Source organism: Luteibacter aegosomatissinici, assembly GCF_023078495.1.
In the GTDB taxonomy this organism is placed as follows: domain Bacteria; phylum Pseudomonadota; class Gammaproteobacteria; order Xanthomonadales; family Rhodanobacteraceae; genus Luteibacter; species Luteibacter aegosomatissinici.
The window spans coordinates 1,163,625-1,183,038 of sequence record NZ_CP095742.1 but is presented as its reverse complement, the minus strand read 5'-3'; the positions used below and the strand labels follow the sequence as shown (position 1 = coordinate 1,183,038).

Below are 19,414 nucleotides of genomic sequence, written 5' to 3'. Positions count from 1 at the left end.
AGTCTCCTACAGGGTCGTGAATCAGCGACCGCGCAGGAAGAGTTTGTCGAGTTCGGCGAGGGAGAGTTGTACCCACGTTGGCCGCCCATGGTTGCACTGGCCGCTGCGTTCGGTGGCTTCCATTTCGCGCAGCAACGCGTTCATTTCCGGCACGCCCAGGCGCCGGCCAGCACGCACCGAGCCGTGGCAGGCCATCGTCGATAGCAGTTCGTTTTCCAGTTCTTCAAGGCGGCGCGAGCTGCCGTGCTGCGCCAGCTCGCTCAGCACATCGCGCGTGAGCTGCGCCACATCCGCGCCTTCCAGCAGCGAAGGAATACGGCGCACGACGACACCGGACGGACCACTACGCGAAAGCTCCAGGCCCCAATCGGCCAGTGCTTCAGCGTGCTCTTCCGCTGCCGCGGCTTCCTTCGCACTTACCGCGATCGACAACGGCACGAGCAACATCTGCGAACGCAGGTTCGCCGTGACACGGCCGCTCTTCAGCTTCTCGTAGGTAATACGTTCGTGCGCGGCATGCATATCGACGAGCACCAGCCCATGCGCGTTCTCCGCGAGCACGTAGATGTTCTTCAGCTGCGCGATCGCATAGCCCAGCGGCGGTACGTCATCGCCCTGCTCCGGATCCTGCGCCAGCGTAGGCGACCACGATGTGGACGGCCGCGGTGCGAACGCGGTGGGCGCACCATGGCCAGCGCCGCCCATCAACGTGGCGTAATCCGCCAACGGTTCTTCGCGCACGCCGAGGTTCAGCCGCGACTGGCTGGCCTGTTGCGGCCACGCCGGCATGGATGGCATCGGCTGCGATGTACGCACGTCGTAGGCACCCGACGCCGCGGCAGCCACCGGCATCGGTGCCTCGTGCGCCGCCGCGCCAGCGCGCGTCTGTGACAGCGCTTCATGCAAGGTACGGAACAGGAAATCGTGGATGAGGCGCTGCTCGCGGAAGCGCACTTCGCTTTTTGCGGGGTGCACGTTGACGTCGACGCCTGCCGGATCGACATCAAGGAACAGGACGAAGACCGGATGCCGGCCGTGGAATAGCACGTCCGCATACGCCTGGCGCACGGCGTGGGCCACGATGCGATCACGAACCAGGCGGCCATTCACATAAAAGTACTGCTGATCCGCCTGCGAACGCGACGCGGTCGGCAGGCCCACCCAACCACTCAGGCGCATGCCCGCCGCCTCGTGCTCGACGCGTAGCGCCTGGCTCGGGAACTCGGGGCCAAGCACTTCGGCGACACGCGCCAACGCGGCGTGTTCATCGCGCGCGGGCTTGAGCAAGCGCACCGGCTTGCCGTTGTGGGTCAGCCGGATGTCGACGCCTTCGCGTGCCAGCGCCAGCGACTTGAGCAGGTCATCGATGTGCGCGAACTCCGTGCGCTCTGCACGGAGGAACTTACGCCGGGCGGGCACGTTGTAGAACAGGTCGCGCACTTCAATCGTGGTGCCGGGCGGATGCTGCGCCGGGCGTGCATCGGTATACCTGCCGCCGTCCACTTCGATACGCCACGCCGCATCCTGCCCGGCGTGCCGGGAGGTGAGCGAGAAGCGGGCCACCGACGACACCGACGCGAGCGCCTCGCCGCGGAAGCCCATGCTGGCCACCCGCTCGAGGTCATCGAAACTGGCGATCTTGCTGGTGGCGTGGGAGGCCACGGCCAGTGGCAGTTCCTCGCGCGGAATGCCGCCACCGTCGTCGCGCACGCGGATGAGCCGCACGCCGCCTTGCTCGATATCGACCTCGATGCGGCGCGCGCCGGCATCGATGCTGTTCTCCACGAGTTCCTTCACCACCGAGGCGGGACGCTCGATGACTTCACCCGCCGCGATCTGGTTGATCAGCTCGGGAGGAAGGGGACGGATGGGCATGGGCGTGGCCTGGCTATCACTTACAAGCCAGAAGGATAGCCCAACGGGGACCCCGGCCGCTTAGCCGGACGGGATCACCATGACGGAGCCGACGCGCACCGTGTTGTCGTTCATTTTGTTGGCGAGCTTGAGCGCGCCCACGGAGACACCGTACTGCTGGGCGATCCCCGTCAGTGTTTCGCCACGGCCCACACGGTGCAGGTCGCGGATGTTCTCGTCGGCACGACCGCTGCTGCCCTTCTTCGCCGGGGCATCGGCCTTGGCCACCACCTTCGAGGGTTTATCGGGCGCGGCCGGGGCCCTGGCTACCGACTTCGCCGACGTCTTCGCCGGTGCCCTGATATCGCTGCTGTCGTCGCTGCCATCGCCGGATTCCACCGGGGCGGGCGTGGACGCCACGTAGGTACCGTTGCGGCGCGCCGCCTGGGCGGCGAACCACGTGCCCGGCGGCGGCATCGATTCGAAATAGTTACGCACACCACCGAGCACGGCGCTGGCCAGCTCCTGGCGGTGGCCTTCGTTGCGCAGGCGGGTTTCCTCGGACGGGTTCGTGATGAACGCGGTTTCCACGAGGATCGACGGCACATCGGGCGAGCGCAGCACCACGAAGTTGGCGCGCTCCACGTAGCCACGGTGCGTGGGACCCAGCCGGCCCAACGCCTTCAGCACGTTACCGGCGATCTGCTCCGAGGCCTGCATGGCGTAGCCCTGCTGCAGGTCGAGCAGCACGGCGGCCAGCGAATCATCCTTGTCATCCAGCGAGACGCCGCCAACCAGGTCGGCGCGGTTTTCGCGATCGGCCAGCCAGCGCGCGGCCTCGGAGGTTTTGCCGCGCGGGGAAAGGACCCACACGGAAGAACCCTTGGCGTCGCTGTTCTTGAAGGCATCCGCGTGGATCGACACGAACATGTCCGCGTTGTGCTCGCGGGCGATCTGGTAGCGGCGCTTCAACGGGATGAAGTAATCGCCGTTGCGGGTCAGCACGGCCTGCATGCCCGGCTGGCGGTTGATCTGGTCGGCCAGCTCACGCGCCACCATCAGGGTGACATCCTTCTCGCGCAGGCCCGTGGCGCCCCTGGCGCCCGGATCTTCGCCGCCGTGGCCGGCATCGATCGCCACGACCACCTTGCGGCCGCCGCCCGCCATGGGCGGCACGCCGGCGGGGGGTGTCTTGGCGTTGCGGCTCTTTGACGATGTCACGGTCGCGACCGGCGCATCAGCCGGTGCATCGGCCACGGCCTTCGCCGCGGCCGGGGTATCGTCATCGCCTGGGGCGTTATCGCCCGGATCGGCCTGCCCACCCGGATACAGATCGAGCACCAGGCGGTAGCCGTAATCGCCGGCTGGCTTGAGCAGGAAGCTCTTGGGTTTGGCCTTTGGATCGACCATGGCGGTCATGCGGGCGGCGGCGCCCTGCTTGCCGGTACTCATGGACTTGAACAGGCCCTGCCCGCCCGGCGCCGAAAAATCGGGTGCCACGGCGCTGCCGGCAATATCCAGCACGACGCTGCCCGGGGTATCGCCCTGGGACATCTTGTAAGTAGCCGGACCGGAAAGGTCGAAGACGACGCGCGTGTATTCAGGGCCAGCCCAGACGCGTGCCGCCTTCACATCCGCCGCCTGCGAGGCGGCAGGCGCCAGCGTCGCGACGGCGGTCACGCACGCAAGGAGCCCAAGTTTGTTAGTGATTCCCCTCATATGGCCCGGATTGAACTCCATGCGCCCGCGGATTGCAAGATTTTTTCCCTTGCTAATCCATAACCTGCGAACACTTCGTCAACGTTCGTACAGGAATGCGCGGCAAGCGATGAGATTTATCGCGATATGTAGGAGCGCGCTCGCGCGCGATGGGTGCTCGCGGCACGGCGCATCGCGCGCAAGCGCGCTCCTACAGGAGGGTATCGACGACGCGTCGGCCCGTGGCGGTGCGGGCTAGAAAGCTGACGGCGCGGCCAGTGCCGTCGTGGCGGAAGCTGAGTTCCAGATCGACCGGCGGCAGCGCGCCGGCGCCGCGTTCGGGCCACTCCACCAGCACCACGGCCCCCGGCTCAGCCAGGCTGTCCAGGCCGAGCCATTCGAGTTCGCCCGGGTCAGCGATGCGGTACAGGTCCAGGTGGAACGCCTGGCGATCGCCGAGCTCGTAGCCCTCGACCAGGCTGTAGGTCGGGCTTTTCACCCGTTCGCCCACGCCAAGCGCCTGCAGGAACGCACGGGCGAACGTGGTCTTGCCCGCGCCCAGATCGCCATGCAGGAACGCCACCAGCCCACCGGGCAAGGTGGCTGCCAGGCGGCGGCCAAGGGCGATGGTCGCGGCTTCATCAGGTAGAGCGAGTTCCATCAGGCCTCCAGGCCGTTCACGAGGCGGCGCAATGGTTCGAGCAGATCGCCAGCCAGCAGGCCACGTTCGCCGCCCCTGGCCGCGACATCAGCAGCACGCGCATGCAGGCCGACACCCAGGCACGCGGCCTCGAAAGGCACGCAACCCTGCGCGAGCAGGCCCGCGATGATGCCGGTAAGGGTATCGCCCATGCCACCACTGGCCATGCCCGGATTCCCCCAGGGGCACACGGCGACTTCGCCTTCCGGCGAGGCAATGAGGCTGCCGTTGCCCTTCAGGACCACGACGGCTTCGAAGCGCCGGGCGAGCAAGCGCACGGCGGCGAAACGGTCCGCTTGCACCTCCGCGGTCGACACGCCCAGGAGGCGGCCGGCCTCGCCCGGGTGCGGGGTGAGCACGATGCGGGCGGGCAGGATGCGCTTCTCGGCGTGCAGAAGATTCAGGCCATCCGCATCGAGCACGGTAGGCTTGCCGGCATCGAGCGCGGTGGTCCACAGGGCATGGCCCCACGCGGCCTGGCCCAGACCGGGGCCCAGCGCGACCACCGAGGCCTTATCCAGCATGGGCTGGAGTGTCTGCGGGCCATCGACGGCATGCGCCATGAGTTCGGGACGCGCCGCGTTCATCGCCAGCACGTTCTGCTCGCGGGTGGCCACGCTGACCAGGCCTGCGCCGGTGCGCGCCGCCGCCTCGGCCGCCATGCGCACCGCACCGCCGGTGCCATGATCACCACCTACGGCCAGCACATGACCGTTCGTGCCCTTGTGTGAGTCGCGTGGCCGCGGCGGCAGGCCGCGCGGCGTCAGGATCGTGGCATCGGGTGGCTCCAGGATCCCTTCGGGCAACCCAAGGGTATGCAGCACAATCCCGCCGGCGATCTCCGCCAGGTGGGTATGCAAACCACGCTTGTGAACGATGAAGGTGGCCGTGGCGCTGGCACGCACCGCCACGCCCGGGCACCCGCCGGTGTCCGCCGATAGCCCGGAGGGGATATCCAGCGCGAGTACCGGCAGGCCCGCCGCGTTGATTGCCTCGATGGCACGCTTCGCTTCGCGTTCGGGTGCACGGTTCAGGCCGGTCCCGTAGATCGCGTCCACAATGACATCGGGACTCGCAAGCGCGTCGTCGTCCTCGGAGAGCGTGACCACGCCGCCGGCATCCACGAAGGCCTGGCGCGCCCGGGCGGCATCACCGCCCTCCTTCGGTACACCTAGCGCGACCACATCCGCGTGCAGCCCAGCCGCCAGCGCGTCGCGTGCCACCAGGTAACCATCGCCGCCGTTGTTGCCCGCACCGCATACGACACGAACCCTCCGGGCCTCGGGCCAGTGCCGGCGCAGCTGGGCAAAGGCCGCCGCGGCGGCGCGCGACATCAGTTCGAAGCCGGGAATACCCAGCTCATCGATCGCACGCCGGTCGATGGCGCGCGACTGCGCGGACGTGAACAGGGCGGTATCGCGGTGTGGGGCGCTCATCGTAGGGATTATAGGTGGGCCAAGTAGAATGGAGGCATGCCCGTTTCCACCGACATCGATTACGCCGCCCTCGCCAGCGACATCAAGCGCTGGGCGGGTGAACTCGGCTTCGCGGATGCCGGGATAGCGGGCACCGAACTGGGCCACGACGAGGCTTACCTCGAACGCTGGCTGGCCGATGGCCACCATGGCGAGATGGACTATATGGCCCGCCACGGCACCCGGCGCAGCCGGCCCGCCGAGCTGGAACCCGGCACCCTGCGCGTCATCTCGGTGCGCATGGATTACATCCCGCCCGGCACGGCAAATGCCTGGGATGTCATCAACGATGGCGACAAGGCGTACATCGCCCGCTACGCCCTGGGCCGGGATTACCACAAGGTCATGCGCAACCGGCTGCAGAAGCTGGCCTCGCGCATCACCGAGCGCATCGGCGAATTCGCTTACCGCGCCTACGTGGATTCCGCCCCCGTGCTGGAGAAAGCCCTTGCACGCAACGCGGGGCTCGGCTGGATCGGCAAGCACACCGTCGTGATCAACAAGCGTGCCGGCTCCTACTTCTTCCTGGGCGAGCTTTACACCGACCTGCCCCTGCCCGTGGATGAACCCGCCTCAGCGCACTGTGGCAGCTGCCGCAAATGCATCGATATCTGCCCAACGCAGGCCATCGTCGCGCCGTATCGGCTGGATGCGCGCAAATGCATTTCGTATCTCACGATCGAGCTCAGGGGCAGTATTCCGGAAGAACTCCGCGCACCGATGGGCAATCGTGTGTTTGGCTGCGACGACTGCCAGCTGATCTGCCCGTGGAACAAGTTTGCACAGGATGCGACCGAGCCTGATTTCGCGCCGCGACACAGCCTGGATGGGCCGAAGCTGGTGGAACTGTTCGCATGGAGCGAGGAGGAATTCCTCTCTCGCACCGAGGGGATGGCGATTCGCCGCACGGGGTACGAGGGCTGGTTACGCAACCTTGCCGTAGGCCTCGGAAACGCGCCCACCACGGATGAGGTGGTGGACGCCTTGCTGGCGCGAGCCAATAACGACTCGGCCGTGGTGCGTGAGCACGTGGCGTGGGCGTTAGGCCGCCACGGCCGTTGACGTGGGGCCAGGAGGCCCCGCCGTTCACTCAGGGGCCCGGCATGGCATGCGACATCGCCGGCGCCTGTGGCTGCGCCGGTGGCTGCTGCGTCGCCTGTTGCTGTGATGCGGACTGCTGTTGCACGACCTGCTGGTGGCTGGCCTGTTGTGCGCGTTCGGCGACCGCCTGCCACGCGACGCTGCTTTGCTCGATCGGCGTGTTGACCGCCTGCTGCGTCGATGCCTCGGCGATACGCTTGTGCGGCGAATCCAGCTGACCTTCCACGGCATAGGCTTTCGACGCATCCGCATTGAGCACCACGTGATCGACTGATGTCAGGCCCTGCTCCCGGGCCGCGACGGTCAATGCGCCCGCCAGGTTTTCGCTCTGCTGGTCGGGCACCCTGCCATGCTGCGCATCGAGCCGATGCACGGCACCCTGCGCCTGCTTGAATAGCGCATGGTCCGGGTGATCGCTGTGATCCAGCGTGACAGGTGCCGAACCGGGAACGACCGGCTGATAGACATGCGACGTTGCCGAGTCGCGGAAGTTACGCGCTGTCGGTGGCTGCGTGCTGGTGTCCAGATAAGGCATGGCGTTGTGGTTCACGCCAAGGTTAATACCGTTCTGCGCCATGATGCCGGGATCCAGATGAAGCGACTTCAGGTCGAGCGCCATGGGCGCCTGCCCATTCCCGTAGTGGCGCTCGTACTGCACGGCGACGCCCGCGGCCCAGGCGCCGTAGTAGTTCGCATACGACGAGTTGCCGTTGTGTCCAAGCGTCGATGACCGGTCGAAATAATTCTTGCCCATGCCTTCAATATTGGCCGGCGTGGACGGCATGGTCAGGTCGGCATTCACCGTGAGGTTGGAGCGCATGCTGTACGTCGCGGGCAGCTGGCTGCGATCGACGTGGATGAAATCATCCATGCGCCCCGGGTTGCGCTTGTAGATGTCTTCCAGCGTGGGCGCGGGCGCATGGTTCTTCTGCGCTTCCAGACGCGCGGCGCTGACTGTCGCGTTCCATCCGGAGATTTCCGCACCAGCCTCGTCACGGCGGCTCGCAGCGATCACATCGCCCACGGGCTTCGTATAGTCGTGGGGCGTGGTTTTTGATTGCGCCACGGCCTGCAGATCATGCGTGAACTGCGTGTTGGCCTTCGCGATATCAGCCGCGTTGAACCCGTGCTGCAGTTCGTGGCCAAGCACGAAGGTGGCCTCCGATGCGTCGAACTTGCCGCCGGTTGGCGTGGAAAGGCTCGTGAGCGGCAAGCGCATCTCATGGGCGCCAGCGTTGTATTCACCGCCTGCATGCGGATTGTTCAGGGCGACGATGCGCTGGAGGTGACCCGCATCGACCGCGCGGTTCACCTCGTCGACGAGCGCCGGCGAGGCATTGATCGTCTCCGTCAGGTTCTTCAGCTGATCCGGCGTGACACCGGGTTCTTTTCCGAAGGCCTGCAGGACCGCTTCCGCTTTGGCATTGAGTGGCATGGCCTGCCCCCTCAGCGCACCAGGACCATCTGCACGCAGGCGCCCGCGGCGTCCGCCCCCTCGGCGACCAGCGGGTATACCTCAACATGCTGGCCAGGCCGGTCGAAGGCGTCGTATGTCCAGCGCCCATGTTCGCCGTGCGCGCTCTGGCGCTTGAAACCCATGCGCTCCAGCTCCTGCGTAAAGTGGCCGAAGTCAGGCGTACAAATGGGTGTCGCAGCCGGGCGATCCTCACCCACGGGGGAGAAGATCAGATCGATGCGCGGCCCCATCGAACCGACCTGCTGCCGCTCGACGCTGAAGGCCCAACCGCCGGAAAGCGGCTGCGCGTAGCCAAAGTGATCCGTGCTGAGGCGCTTGATCGGCAGCCCCAGGCATTCGCCCATCGCTTCGGGCGTGAGTTCCGCCACCGAGGGCGTCGTGCGGATCAATTCCAGCATGCCGTGCATCGCCTGCTCGGCGGTCACGTGGGCGGCAGACGCATTCATGCGGGGTGTCTCCTTCGCTTCGGTAGCGTGCGTTAGCGTGGCCGTGGCGGCCAACAGGGTGGCGAGGGCCGCTCGCGTGGGGCGGCGGAACGAACCGGGGTAGCGCAAGCGTTGCCGGGGCATCGCGACTCCTTCCTTGGCCGCCAGGACGCGGCCCTCCCGAGCGTAACAAAAGGCCGCCCGCGATTCCGGCACGGTGTCCCGTTTTGCCCAGGCCCGGCCACGACCTGCGGCAGGTTGCCATACCACCTTGGTCGCATGGGCCATCGCGTCGACGGAATGGGAAAATGGGCGGTCCCCTCCGCAACACCGGCTCGCCCATGTCTTCCGACCGCATCCGCTCCTCCCTCCTGCGCGACCGCGTGGTCAGCGCGGAGGCCGCCGCCGCCCTTATCCAGCCCGGCGAGACCGTGGCAATGAGCGGCTTCACCGGCTCCGGGTACCCCAAGGCCGTGCCGCTGGCGCTGGCCCGGCGCATCGAAGATGCCCATGTGGCGGGTGAGGCCTTCCGCATCCGCCTGATGACCGGTGCGTCCACGGCCCCGGAACTCGACGGTGCCCTGGCGAAGGCCGATGGCATCGCGCTGCGCATGCCGTTCCAGACCGACCCGGATGCACGCCAGCGCATCAACGCCGGCACGCTGGATTACATCGATATCCACCTGAGCCATGTGGCACAGCATGTGTGGTTTGGCTTCTACGGCGATATCGATACTGCTGTCGTCGAAGTGGCCGGCATTCGCGAGGATGGCTCGCTGATTCCCTCGACGTCCATCGGCAATAACAAGACCTGGCTCGACCTCGCGAAGAAAGTGATCATCGAGGTCAACGACTGGCAGCCCGAAGGCATCGACGGCATGCACGATGTGTACTACGGCACTGCCCTGCCCCCGCATCGCAAGCCCATTCCGCTGGTGCACGCGGATGACCGTATCGGCGAGACCTCGTTGCGTGTGGATCCGGACAAGGTCGTGGCCGTGGTGCGCACGCATGGCCCGGATCGCAACAGCCCGTTTTCGCCGGCGGACGACACGAGCAAGCGCATTGCGGGGCACCTCATTGAGTTCCTGCAGCATGAAGTGAAGAAGGGGCGCCTGCCGGCGAACCTGCTGCCGCTGCAGTCGGGCGTGGGCAATATTCCCAACGCCGTGCTGGCTGGGCTCTCGGAGAGCGGCTTCCGCGATCTTTCGGCGTTCACCGAGGTGATCCAGGACGGCATGCTCGACATGCTGCGCGATGGCGTGCTCCGCGTTGCGTCATGCACGGGCTTTGCGTTGAGTCCTGCGGCGAACGAGGAGTTCAAGCGCAATATCGATTTCTACCGCGAGCGCATCATCATGCGCACGCAGGAGATTTCGAATCATCCGGAGCTCGTGCGGCGCCTTGGCTGCATTGCGATGAACGGCATGATCGAGGCGGATCTGTACGGCAACGTGAATTCGACCCACGTGATGGGCAGCCGGATCATGAATGGCATCGGCGGCTCGGGCGATTTCGCGCGTAACAGCTTCCTGTCGATCTTCCTGAGCCCAAGCACGGCGAAGAACGGCAGCATCTCGGCGCTGGTGCCGATTGTGAGCCACGTGGACCATACGGAGCACGATGTGTCGATCATCGTGACGGAGCATGGCCTGGCCGATCTGCGCGGGTTGCCGCCGCGGCATCGTGCGAGGCAGATCCTGGATCACTGTGTGGATCCGTCGTACCGTGCACAGCTTGAGGATTACTTCGATCGAGCCTCGCGCGTGAGCTTTGGCAAGCACACGCCGCATCTGCTGCCGGAGGCGCTGTCGTGGCACCAGCGGTGGCTCGATACCGGGACGATGCTGTCCTGACGTTGCTGGCTCGCCTTTGGCTTCGCGCTAGTGGAGCAGTTCATTCGCTTTTGCGAATGCGTGTGTTGAGCGGCATCCGCCGCATCGCTCTTGTGGGGTTGAGGCCGAGAGCCGCCGGTGCCCACCCTCGCTGCTCAGACAGGTCCTCCGCGTTCGGTGCGGAATGCCGCTGCGCGGCATGATTTATCTATGTGGCCTACGGCCGCTCTCTTGTGCGGAACTCGCCTCGAGGGTGGGCACCGACGGCTCTTTTGACCCATGAGGTTGGGTGGATGGAGAGCCGCGGCGTTGTCTGCGGGTAGATGGGCGCGTTCGGGCATGCGTGGGCGGACAGCTGCTTCGTCCGCTGACAGGGGTGGTCGTGTGGCGTGCATCGGCAAACGCGACGTTGTGGCAGCGTTTGCCGATCGTCGCGTGGTGATGCGATATAGCGTCATCGCTGCGTGGGTTGATCGCGTGCAAGCACGCTACTACACAAGCCTGGCGCATTCATTCATCGAATAGCGCCCCCCGTTGTAGGAGCCCACCCTGTGGGCGACATCGTTTCGCCGAGCGCGCAGGCCCAGCGACGGTATCGCGAAAGCTGTCGGCCACAGGGTGGCCTCCTACAACGGCATGGCGTCACGAGATACGAGCTCGCCCATCACGCCACCTCATGGGTGAAGAGAGTCGTCGGTGCCCACCCTCGAGGCGAGTTTCGGAGGCGAGGCCGACGGGAGGGAATAGCCCGCAGGGGGACGGCCATGGATGGCCGTTCCTTTTTGACGAGACACGGATGTCTCGTCGAAAAGCCCCTCACGGCGGCCGGTTCGCGGCCGTAGGCCAAATAAGTACATGGCCGCGTAGCGGCATCCTTGTCGAACGCTGGAGACTTGTCTGAGCAGCGAGGGTGGGCACCGACGGCTCTCGGCCCCAAGCCCACCAGCACGAGGCGGCGTAAGCCGCTGGTTACATGCATTCGCGAAAGCGAATGAACCGCTTCACTAGCGCAAGGCCGAAGGCGAGCGTGGCAAAAAGAAACCCCGCCGAAGCGGGGTTTCTTTGTCACACCATGCCGCCTGATTTCCTCACGATCAGCATCGCCAGTTCCAGCGACTGCTCGTAGTTCAGGCGTGGGTCCACCATCGACTTGTACGCGCGATCGAGATCCTGCTCCACCAGGCCACGCGCGCCACCCAGGCACTCGGTCACGTTCTCGCCCGTCAGCTCCAGGTGCACACCGCCAAGGCGTGTACCGGCCGCCGCGTGGATATCGAACGCCTGATCCAACTCGCCCGCGATATTCGCGAAACGGCGAGTCTTGTAACCGTTGCTCGTGCTCTCGGTGTTGCCGTGCATCGGGTCGGCTACCCATAGCACGCGGCGGCCATCGCGCTTCACTGCCTCCAGCAACGGCTGCAGCTGCGTCGCGATCTTGTCGTTGCCCATGCGGTGGATCAGGGTCAGGCGGCCCGGCTCGTCGTTCGGGTTGAGCACGTCGATCAGGCGCAGCAGGTCATCCGGTTGCACCGTCGGGCCGACCTTCACCGCAATCGGGTTGCGGATGCCGCGGAAGTATTCGGTGTGCGCGCCATCCAGTGCCGCCGTGCGCATGCCGATCCACGGGAAGTGCGTGGACAGGTTGAACCAGCCATCCTGGCGCGGCACCTGACGCGTCAGCGCCTCTTCGTAGTGCAGCAGCAGCGCTTCGTGCGACGTGTAGAAATCCACGCGCGAGTAGCTGGAGATCGACTGGCCGGCCAGCGTCTCCATGAAGCGCAGCGAATCGCCAATGCTGGCCACCATGCGCTTGTACTCGGCCGCGAGCGGCGAATGCTCCACCCATGCCAGGTCCCAGTACTCCGGATGATGCAGGTCGGCAAACCCGCCATCGATCAGCGCACGGACGAAATTCATGGTCATCGCCGAGCGTGCGTGCGCCTTGATCAGGCGCTGCGGATCCGCGCGACGCGCTTCGGGGGTGAACTCGGGGCTGTTGACCAGATCGCCTCGGAACGCGGGCAGCGTGACGCCATCGCGGGTTTCCGAATCCGCCGAGCGCGGCTTGGCGTACTGGCCAGCAAAGCGACCCACGCGCAGCACGGGCTTCTTCAGGCCGTGCACGAGCACGAGGCTCATCTGCAGCAGGACCTTCAGCCGGTTCGAAATGATCGGGCTGGTGCAGTCAGCGAAGCTCTCGGCGCAATCGCCACCCTGGAGGAGGAAGCGCTCGCCCTCCTGGGCTTCAGCGATGCGCTGCTTGAGCGTGTTGATCTCCCAGGACGTGACGAGCGGTGGCAACTGGCCCAACTGGGCGAGCGACGCGTTCAGTTCGTCCTGGTTCTCATACGTGGGCTGCTGCAACGCGGTCCGCGAACGCCAGGTGCCCGGCGCCCAGTTGGCGGTCGGGGGAGGAACGGCTTTGAGGGAGTGCGGCATGACAGCGGGGCCTACGTGGTTGCGCTTTGGACAGCGCGGGAAGACGGGGAACGGGTGGTGCTGCGCAGGGCCAGCCAGGCCCATACGGTGAGGACAATGAAGAAGATCAGGGTCCATGCCGGCATCGGCAGGCCCAGGATCGGCTCGATCTTGGCGCACTCACCGGAACCGGTGAATGCGAGCTTGAGCATTTTCAGGAATGGGAACGCGTCGAACAGGTAGCCGAGCCCGGGCCCGCATGCGGGCACCTGGTCGGCGGGAAGGCTCTGCAGCCAGAGATGGCGGCCGGCAGTGGCGATACCCCACGCGCCGCCCAGCGTGATCAGGACAGCGTAGACCGTGCGGGCGCCCTTCTTCACCGGCCCGTGCAGTGCACCCACCAGGAAGAACAAACCCATGACGCATACGGCAATGCGCTGGAAGATGCACAGGGGGCACGGGTCCAGATGCATCTGGTACTGCGCATAAAGCGCGAAGCCCATAAGGCCGGCACAGACGAGGAAACCAGCGAGATATCGCGAGCGGTACGACCAGGTAAGAGGGTTCATTCGGGGATGGTGCGGTGCGGGGATGCCCACGTTAACGCTTTGTGCCCCGGTTTGTCAGTAGGTGGAAGAAGTTTCGTTTGTAACCACGTCAAGGACTTAGCGCTGCGGCACGCCCGATCGCGCGCACGCGCGCTCCTGCAGGCGACGGCGCCCCCTTGTTCGCCCGGAACCCAAGGATTCGGCCAAAAGAAAAGCCCCGGCTGATTGCTCAGCCGGGGCTTCGGTATTACGCGTAGCGAAGGACGCTTACTCGGCGTCGACCGCTTCGGACGTCGCCGGGCGATCGACCAGCTCGACGTACGCCATCGGGGCGTTGTCGCCCGGGCGGAAGCCGCACTTGAGGATGCGCAGGTAGCCGCCGGGACGCTCGCGGTAACGCGGGCCGAGCTCGACGAACAGCTTGCCCACGGCCTGCTTGTCGCGCAGGCGCGAGAAAGCGAGGCGGCGGTTGGCAACGCCATCGGTCTTCGCGAGCGTGATGAGCGGCTCGGCGACGCGACGGAGTTCCTTGGCCTTCGGCAGGGTGGTGCGGATCAGCTCGTGCTTGATCAGCGACGCGGCCATGTTCTTGAACATGGCTTCGCGGTGGCTGCTCGTGCGGTTGAGCTTGCGACCGGATTTCTGGTGGCGCATGGCGATTACTCTCTATAGGTCTGTTGTTATGAAAAGTCGGCCAGGAGGGCCGGCTTCCCGCGGTTGCCCGCTATTCGAGGCTGTCAAAACGCCCCGTTATAAGAGCACGGCCTCTGTGGACCGCTTGGGTAACCCGGTGGAAGTGCGCGTGGCATCCGCCGGTTGACGCAAAGAACCGGGGCGATCAAGTGATCGCCCCGGGGTATATCAGCCCAGCTGCATGCCGTGGGAAAGACCCGGCGGCGGCCAGTTTTCGAGCTTCATGCCGAGGGCGAGACCGCGACCGCCAAGGACATCCTTGATTTCGGTCAGGGACTTCTTGCCCAGGTTCGGGGTCTTGAGCAGCTCCACTTCGGTCTTCTGAACCAGATCGCCGATGTAGTAGATGCTCTCCGCCTTCAGGCAGTTCGCCGAACGGACCGTCAGTTCGAGGTCGTCGATCGGACGGAGCAGCAGCGGATCGAAACCGCCCTTCTCCGCCTTGGTCGAATCGGACTCGCGGCGCGAGAAATCGCCGAAAACCGACAGCTGGTCGTTGATGATTTCAGCCGCCTTGCGGACAGCGTCTTCAGCACCGATCGTGCCGTTCGTCTCGATGTCGAGCACGAGCTTGTCGAGGTTGGTGCGCTGCTCAACGCGAGCGGCGTCCACTTCGTAAGCCACGCGCAGCACCGGCGCGAACGACGCGTCAAGCTGCAGACGGCCGATCGGCCGCGTCTCGTCATCCGGATGCTGGCGCGCGCTGGCGGGCTGGTAGCCGACGCCCTTGCGAACCTTCAGACGCATGTTCAGTGCCACATCCTTGGTGAGGTGGCAGATCACATGATCCGGGTTGACGATTTCAACAGTGTGGTCGACGGCGATATCGCCCGCCGTGACCACGCCCTTGCCCTTCTTCGAGAGCGTCAGGGTGACTTCGTCACCGCTGTGCTGGCGAATGGCGACGTCCTTGAGGTTCAGGAGAACCTCAATGACATCTTCCTGAAGGCCTTCCAGGGTGGTGTACTCGTGCAGCACGCCGTCGATTTCGACTTCGACGATGGCGCTGCCCGGAATCGAAGAGAGCAGCACGCGGCGCAGCGCGTTGCCCAGGGTGTGGCCAAAACCACGCTCGAGCGGCTCTACCACTACCTTAGCGCGGTTGGCGCCAAGCTGCTCGACGCTGAGGCCACGAGGCCGCAGCACACTAGTTGACGATACTGCCATGCAAGGCTCCGGTGGATTACTTCGAGTAAAGCTCGACGATCAGGGCTTCGTTGATATCGGCCGGCAGATCACCACGATCCGGGACGGCCTTGAACGTGCCTGCGAACTTCTTGCTGTCGACCTCGACCCACGACGGACGGAGATCCATCGTGTCGTAGATCGTCGCCGCTTCCTGCACACGCAGCTGGGTGCGGGCCTTTTCGGTCAGCGAAACCTCGTCGCCCGGACGGACGTGGTACGAGGGAACGTTGACCTTCTTGCCGTTGACCGTCACCGACTTATGGGCGACGAGCTGGCGGGCCTGGGCGCGGGTGACCGCGAAACCCATGCGATAGACGACGTTGTCGAGACGGCTTTCCAGGAGGCGAAGCAGGTTTTCACCCGTGTTGCCCTTCTGGGTCGAAGCCTTGGTGTAGTAGTTGCTGAACTGACGCTCAAGCACGCCGTAGATGCGCTTGACCTTCTGCTTCTCACGCAGCTGCACTGCGTAGTCGGACAGACGGGCGCGCTTGTTGGCGCCATGCTGACCGGGCTTGTTTTCGAGCTTGCACTTGGAATCAAGCGCGCGGGCCGGGCTCTTCAGACCGAGGTCGGCACCTTCACGACGCGCAAGTTTGCAGGTAGCTCCACGATAACGGGCCATGGGTATGCTCCTTAGACGCGACGCTTCTTGGGGGGACGGCAGCCGTTATGCGGAATCGGCGTGACGTCAATAATGTTGAGCACCTTGTAGCCCAACGCATTCAGGGAACGCACGGCCGACTCGCGGCCCGGGCCTGGGCCCTTGATGCGAACTTCCACGGTCTTCACACCGTAGTCGCCGGCAGCGCGGCCAGCCTTTTCGGCGGCAACCTGGGCAGCGAACGGGGTCGACTTGCGGGAGCCGCGGAAACCCGCGCCGCCTGCGGTCGCCCACGACAGGGCGTTGCCCTGGCGATCGGTGATCGTGACGATGGTGTTGTTGAAGGAAGCCTGCACGTGCGCCACGGCATCCGTGACAACGCGCTTGATCTTCTTCTTGGTCTTAACCGGCTTAGCCATAATCGGTATCCGTTACTTCTTGATCGGACGACGCGGACCCTTACGGGTACGGGCGTTGGTACGCGTGCGCTGGCCGCGCACCGGCAGGCCACGACGGTGGCGCAGGCCACGGTAGCAACCCAGGTCCATCAGACGCTTGACTGCCATGCCGATTTCGCGGCGGAGGTCGCCCTCGACCGTGTACTTAGCGACTTCGGCGCGGATCTTTTCGACCTCGCCTTCGCTCAACGACTTGATCTGGGTGGTCGGAACCACGCCAGCGTCAGAACAGACCTTCTTCGCCCGCGAACGGCCGATTCCGTAAATGCTCTGCAGGCCAACCCAGACATGCTTCTGGACCGGCAAATTGACACCCGCGATGCGCGCCATGATGTACTGTCTCCAATGTGCTTCGAGCGCGGTAAACGCGCAATTCTAACCTTGTTTAACCTAAACGGGAAGTCCTGCGGCGCCAGGGCGCCGCGGCCTCCCCTACTCGGGGACTTCCAGTCTAATCTCAGCCGCGGCGGAGATTAGACTTTTTAAGCAGACTCTCGTACTGGTGGCTCACAAGATGGGCCTGGACCTGAGCCGTAAAGTCCATCACCACCACCACCACGATCAGCAGCGAAGTGCCGCCGAAATAGAACGGGACTTGCCAGGCGCTCTGCATGAACGACGGCACCAGGCAGACCAGGACGATGTAGAGCGCGCCAACACCCGTAAGACGAGTCATGACGCCATCGATGTAGTCCGCCGTGGCCCGACCCGGACGGATGCCCGGAATCAGTGCGCCCGAACGCTTGAGGTTATCGGCCGTTTCCTGCGAGTTGAACACGATCGCCGTATAGAAGAAGGCGAAGCCGATGACCAGGACCGCGAAAACGATGTCGTAAACCGGCTCACCCGGGGTCAGCGCAGTGGTGAGCCACTGGAGCCAACGCATCTGGTGGGCCGAGCCGAACATGTTGGCCGCGGTCGCCGGGAACAACAGCAGGCTGCTCGCAAAGATCGGCGGAATGACGCCCGCCATGTTGATCTTGAGCGGCAGGTGCGAGGTCTGGCGCTGGAACTGACGCTGGTTGCCCTGCTTCGCGTAGTTCACGGTGATGCGACGCTGCGCACGCTCCATGAACACCACGAACGCCGTGACACCCAGGATCACCACCACGACCATCAGCAGCTTCAGCACCGTCAGCTGGCCGTTGTCGGCCATCGAGAGCGTGTGCACCACCGCTGCGGGCAGGCCAGCCACGATACCGGCGAAGATCAGCATGGAAATGCCGTTGCCGATGCCGCGCTCGGTGATCTGCTCACCCAGCCACATCAGGAACATGGTGCCCGCCGTGAGGCCAACCACCGATGCCATGATGAAGCCCGCGCCCGGCATGTACACCACCGGACCATGGGCACCCGTCTGTCCCTGGAGGTTGATCGCGATACCGAAGGCCTGGAAGGCTGCGAGGCCCACCGTGCCGAAACGGGTATACGTGGTCATCTTCCGGCGACCCGACTCGCCTTCCTTGCGCAGTGCCATCAGCGACGGAATGACCGAACCCATCATCTGGATCACGATCGACGCCGAAATGTAGGGCACCACGCCCAGCGCGAATACCGAGAAGCGGGACAGCGAACCACCCGAGAACATGTTGACCATGTTCAGCAGGCCGCCGCCGCCCTCAACCAGGCTCGTCATCGCCTCGGGGTTCACGCCCGGAACGGGAATGAACGAACCGAGGCGGAAGACGATCAACGCACCAATCAGGAAAAAGATGCGCTGACGCAGTTCCGTCAGTTTGCCCAGCGAGCCGAGCGTATTGCCCTGCGCTCCAGCCACTGGATTACTCCACGCTGCCGCCGGCGGCTTCGATGGCGGCCTTGGCACCGGCCGTCACGAGCACACCCTGCAGCTTGATGGCGCGGCTGATCTCGCCCTTCAGCACGATCTTGATCTTCTTGGCGCGGCTGGTGACGAGACCGGCAGCGTGCAGAGCGATCGGATCGATGGTGTCGGCCTGGACCGACGCCAGCTGGTACAGCATGACCTGCTCGGTGTCCGCCTTCTTCAGCGAGCGGAAACCCACCTTCGGCAGGCGGCGCTGCAGCGGCATCTGGCCGCCTTCGAAACCAACGCGATGGGTGTTACCAGCGCGGGCGTGCTGACCCTTGTGGCCGCGGCCGGCGGTCTTGCCGAGGCCGGAACCGATACCGCGGGCGACGCGGGTGCGGGTCTTGCGGGCGCCCTTGCCGGGCTTGATGTCGTTAAGACGCATGATTGCTTACTCCTCGACCCGAACCAGGTAGTAGACCGTGTTGATAAGGCCACGGACCTGCGGGGAATCCTTCAGTTCGCGCACATCGTTGAGCTTGTTGAGGCCCAGGGCCTTCACGCTCAGACGATGACGACCCTGCACACCGCGGAGGCCCTTGACCAGGCGCACGCGGACGGTGCCGGCGGTTTCGTTGTTCTTAGCCATTGCCCAGCACCTCTTCGATCGTCTTGCCACGCTTGGCGGCGATACGCTTCGGCGAGGCGACGGCCTGCAGACCCTTGATCGTCGCGCGGACGAGGTTGATCGGGTTGCGCGAGCCGACGGCCTTGGCCAGCACGTCCTTCACGCCGACCACTTCGAGGACAGCGCGCATGGCGCCGCCGGCGATGACGCCGGTACCCTGGGAAGCGGGCTGCATGAAGACGCGGGCCGCACCATGGTTAGCCTTCACGGCGTACCACAGCGTGCCATTGTTCAGTTCAATGCTCACCATGTTGCGGCGGGCGCGCTCCATGGCCTTGGAGATGGCAACCGGCACTTCACGGGCCTTGCCATAACCAAAACCGACGCGACCTTCGCCATCACCGACCACGGTCAGTGCGGTGAAGCTCATCTGGCGGCCACCCTTGACGGTCTTGGCCACGCGGTTGACGGCGATCAGCTTTTCCAGCATGCCGTCCGAATTTTCGCGATCTGTCGAGGACATCTCTTTTCCTGGTCGCCCGGATAT

General features: G+C 65.1%; 19 protein-coding genes. 2 read left to right on the top strand and 17 right to left on the bottom strand.

Annotation, left to right across the window (positions count from 1 at the left end):
- Positions 1 to 21: 21 nt before the first annotated feature.
- The 4 genes from mutL to L2Y97_RS05260 all read right to left on the bottom strand — a co-directional run bounded on the left by mutL (position 22) and on the right by L2Y97_RS05260 (position 5,688).
- A complete protein-coding gene (mutL, locus tag L2Y97_RS05275) occupies positions 22 to 1,875 on the bottom strand; it encodes a DNA mismatch repair endonuclease MutL (RefSeq protein ID WP_247433889.1) in 1,854 nt (617 codons plus the stop codon).
- A 60-nt stretch (positions 1,876 to 1,935) separates the two neighbouring features.
- Entirely contained in the window at positions 1,936 to 3,573 is a 1,638-nt protein-coding gene (locus L2Y97_RS05270) for an N-acetylmuramoyl-L-alanine amidase (protein WP_247433886.1), read from the bottom strand.
- Positions 3,574 to 3,763: 190 nt separating this feature from the next.
- Positions 3,764 to 4,213 (bottom strand): tRNA (adenosine(37)-N6)-threonylcarbamoyltransferase complex ATPase subunit type 1 TsaE, encoded by a 450-nt coding sequence (gene tsaE, locus L2Y97_RS05265; RefSeq protein WP_247433884.1) that lies wholly within the window; start codon positions 4,211 to 4,213, stop codon positions 3,764 to 3,766.
- Positions 4,213 to 5,688, bottom strand: coding sequence for an NAD(P)H-hydrate dehydratase (locus L2Y97_RS05260; protein ID WP_247433881.1), 1,476 nt, complete (start codon positions 5,686 to 5,688; stop codon positions 4,213 to 4,215). The genes tsaE and L2Y97_RS05260 overlap by 1 nt, the downstream gene beginning before the upstream one ends.
- 36 nt (positions 5,689 to 5,724) lie before the next feature.
- On the opposite strand from L2Y97_RS05260, the gene queG reads away from it, so the two are divergent.
- Positions 5,725 to 6,789 (top strand): tRNA epoxyqueuosine(34) reductase QueG, encoded by a 1,065-nt coding sequence (gene queG / locus L2Y97_RS05255; protein ID WP_247433878.1) that lies wholly within the window; start codon positions 5,725 to 5,727, stop codon positions 6,787 to 6,789.
- A gap of 28 nt (positions 6,790 to 6,817) precedes the next feature.
- Here the strand turns inward: queG and L2Y97_RS05250 are convergent, their stop codons facing one another.
- Both L2Y97_RS05250 and L2Y97_RS05245 read right to left on the bottom strand, forming a co-directional pair.
- On the bottom strand, positions 6,818 to 8,263 hold the full coding sequence (locus tag L2Y97_RS05250) for an XVIPCD domain-containing protein (protein WP_247433876.1): 1,446 nt from the start codon (positions 8,261 to 8,263) through the stop codon (positions 6,818 to 6,820).
- Positions 8,264 to 8,274: 11 nt separating this feature from the next.
- Positions 8,275 to 8,874 carry a hypothetical protein gene (locus L2Y97_RS05245; protein ID WP_247433873.1) on the bottom strand — a complete coding sequence of 200 codons (600 nt, stop codon included), beginning with the start codon at positions 8,872 to 8,874 and terminating at the stop codon, positions 8,275 to 8,277.
- A 197-nt stretch (positions 8,875 to 9,071) separates the two neighbouring features.
- Between L2Y97_RS05245 and scpC the strand changes: the two genes are divergently transcribed.
- Positions 9,072 to 10,586: a succinyl-CoA:acetate CoA-transferase ScpC gene (gene scpC / locus L2Y97_RS05240; protein ID WP_247436708.1), complete on the top strand. Its 1,515-nt coding sequence runs from the start codon at positions 9,072 to 9,074 to the stop codon at positions 10,584 to 10,586.
- A 1,044-nt stretch (positions 10,587 to 11,630) separates the two neighbouring features.
- Here scpC and L2Y97_RS05235 read toward each other — a convergent pair.
- From L2Y97_RS05235 to rpsE, 11 genes are all read right to left on the bottom strand, one after another.
- Positions 11,631 to 13,004 carry a class II 3-deoxy-7-phosphoheptulonate synthase gene (locus L2Y97_RS05235; protein WP_247433870.1) on the bottom strand — a complete coding sequence of 458 codons (1,374 nt, stop codon included), beginning with the start codon at positions 13,002 to 13,004 and terminating at the stop codon, positions 11,631 to 11,633.
- 11 nt (positions 13,005 to 13,015) lie between these two features.
- Complete coding sequence (locus tag L2Y97_RS05230; RefSeq protein WP_247433869.1) at positions 13,016 to 13,552, bottom strand: disulfide bond formation protein B; 537 nt, start codon at positions 13,550 to 13,552, stop codon at positions 13,016 to 13,018.
- A gap of 246 nt (positions 13,553 to 13,798) precedes the next feature.
- The gene (rplQ, locus tag L2Y97_RS05225; protein ID WP_247433866.1) at positions 13,799 to 14,185 is read right to left on the bottom strand and encodes a 50S ribosomal protein L17; all 387 of its coding nucleotides are present in this window, start codon (positions 14,183 to 14,185) and stop codon (positions 13,799 to 13,801) included.
- A 207-nt stretch (positions 14,186 to 14,392) separates the two neighbouring features.
- Positions 14,393 to 15,391, bottom strand: a complete 999-nt coding sequence (locus tag L2Y97_RS05220) for a DNA-directed RNA polymerase subunit alpha (protein WP_045831144.1) — start codon at positions 15,389 to 15,391, stop codon at positions 14,393 to 14,395.
- A 16-nt stretch (positions 15,392 to 15,407) separates the two neighbouring features.
- Positions 15,408 to 16,034, bottom strand: a complete 627-nt coding sequence (gene rpsD / locus L2Y97_RS05215) for a 30S ribosomal protein S4 (protein ID WP_029213873.1) — start codon at positions 16,032 to 16,034, stop codon at positions 15,408 to 15,410.
- Positions 16,035 to 16,045: 11 nt separating this feature from the next.
- Positions 16,046 to 16,432: a 30S ribosomal protein S11 gene (rpsK, locus tag L2Y97_RS05210; RefSeq protein ID WP_007513384.1), complete on the bottom strand. Its 387-nt coding sequence runs from the start codon at positions 16,430 to 16,432 to the stop codon at positions 16,046 to 16,048.
- Positions 16,433 to 16,444: 12 nt separating this feature from the next.
- Entirely contained in the window at positions 16,445 to 16,801 is a 357-nt protein-coding gene (rpsM, locus tag L2Y97_RS05205; protein ID WP_247433863.1) for a 30S ribosomal protein S13, read from the bottom strand.
- A 127-nt stretch (positions 16,802 to 16,928) separates the two neighbouring features.
- Positions 16,929 to 18,248 (bottom strand): preprotein translocase subunit SecY, encoded by a 1,320-nt coding sequence (gene secY, locus L2Y97_RS05200; protein ID WP_247433860.1) that lies wholly within the window; start codon positions 18,246 to 18,248, stop codon positions 16,929 to 16,931.
- A gap of 4 nt (positions 18,249 to 18,252) precedes the next feature.
- Positions 18,253 to 18,684 carry a 50S ribosomal protein L15 gene (gene rplO, locus L2Y97_RS05195; protein ID WP_247433857.1) on the bottom strand — a complete coding sequence of 144 codons (432 nt, stop codon included), beginning with the start codon at positions 18,682 to 18,684 and terminating at the stop codon, positions 18,253 to 18,255.
- A gap of 6 nt (positions 18,685 to 18,690) precedes the next feature.
- Entirely contained in the window at positions 18,691 to 18,888 is a 198-nt protein-coding gene (rpmD, locus tag L2Y97_RS05190; protein ID WP_045831139.1) for a 50S ribosomal protein L30, read from the bottom strand.
- Positions 18,881 to 19,390 carry a 30S ribosomal protein S5 gene (gene rpsE / locus L2Y97_RS05185; RefSeq protein WP_247433854.1) on the bottom strand — a complete coding sequence of 170 codons (510 nt, stop codon included), beginning with the start codon at positions 19,388 to 19,390 and terminating at the stop codon, positions 18,881 to 18,883. Before rpsE ends, rpmD begins: the two co-directional genes overlap by 8 nt.
- Positions 19,391 to 19,414 lie beyond the last annotated feature (24 nt).

Excerpts from the sequence above, each read along its gene's own strand:
- mutL (WP_247433889.1), bottom strand. The coding sequence starts at position 1,875 with ATGCCCATCCGTCCCCTTCCTCCCGAGCTGATCAACCAGATCGCGGCG.
- L2Y97_RS05270 (WP_247433886.1), bottom strand. The coding sequence starts at position 3,573 with ATGAGGGGAATCACTAACAAACTTGGGCTCCTTGCGTGCGTGACCGCC.
- tsaE (WP_247433884.1), bottom strand. The coding sequence starts at position 4,213 with ATGGAACTCGCTCTACCTGATGAAGCCGCGACCATCGCCCTTGGCCGC.
- L2Y97_RS05260 (WP_247433881.1), bottom strand. The coding sequence starts at position 5,688 with ATGAGCGCCCCACACCGCGATACCGCCCTGTTCACGTCCGCGCAGTCG.
- queG (WP_247433878.1), top strand. The coding sequence starts at position 5,725 with ATGCCCGTTTCCACCGACATCGATTACGCCGCCCTCGCCAGCGACATC.
- L2Y97_RS05250 (WP_247433876.1), bottom strand. The coding sequence starts at position 8,263 with ATGCCACTCAATGCCAAAGCGGAAGCGGTCCTGCAGGCCTTCGGAAAA.
- L2Y97_RS05245 (WP_247433873.1), bottom strand. The coding sequence starts at position 8,874 with ATGCCCCGGCAACGCTTGCGCTACCCCGGTTCGTTCCGCCGCCCCACG.
- scpC (WP_247436708.1), top strand. The coding sequence starts at position 9,072 with ATGTCTTCCGACCGCATCCGCTCCTCCCTCCTGCGCGACCGCGTGGTC.
- L2Y97_RS05235 (WP_247433870.1), bottom strand. The coding sequence starts at position 13,004 with ATGCCGCACTCCCTCAAAGCCGTTCCTCCCCCGACCGCCAACTGGGCG.
- L2Y97_RS05230 (WP_247433869.1), bottom strand. The coding sequence starts at position 13,552 with ATGAACCCTCTTACCTGGTCGTACCGCTCGCGATATCTCGCTGGTTTC.
- rplQ (WP_247433866.1), bottom strand. The coding sequence starts at position 14,185 with ATGCGCCACCAGAAATCCGGTCGCAAGCTCAACCGCACGAGCAGCCAC.
- L2Y97_RS05220 (WP_045831144.1), bottom strand. The coding sequence starts at position 15,391 with ATGGCAGTATCGTCAACTAGTGTGCTGCGGCCTCGTGGCCTCAGCGTC.
- rpsD (WP_029213873.1), bottom strand. The coding sequence starts at position 16,034 with ATGGCCCGTTATCGTGGAGCTACCTGCAAACTTGCGCGTCGTGAAGGT.
- rpsK (WP_007513384.1), bottom strand. The coding sequence starts at position 16,432 with ATGGCTAAGCCGGTTAAGACCAAGAAGAAGATCAAGCGCGTTGTCACG.
- rpsM (WP_247433863.1), bottom strand. The coding sequence starts at position 16,801 with ATGGCGCGCATCGCGGGTGTCAATTTGCCGGTCCAGAAGCATGTCTGG.
- rplO (WP_247433857.1), bottom strand. The coding sequence starts at position 18,684 with ATGCGTCTTAACGACATCAAGCCCGGCAAGGGCGCCCGCAAGACCCGC.
- rpmD (WP_045831139.1), bottom strand. The coding sequence starts at position 18,888 with ATGGCTAAGAACAACGAAACCGCCGGCACCGTCCGCGTGCGCCTGGTC.
- rpsE (WP_247433854.1), bottom strand. The coding sequence starts at position 19,390 with ATGTCCTCGACAGATCGCGAAAATTCGGACGGCATGCTGGAAAAGCTG.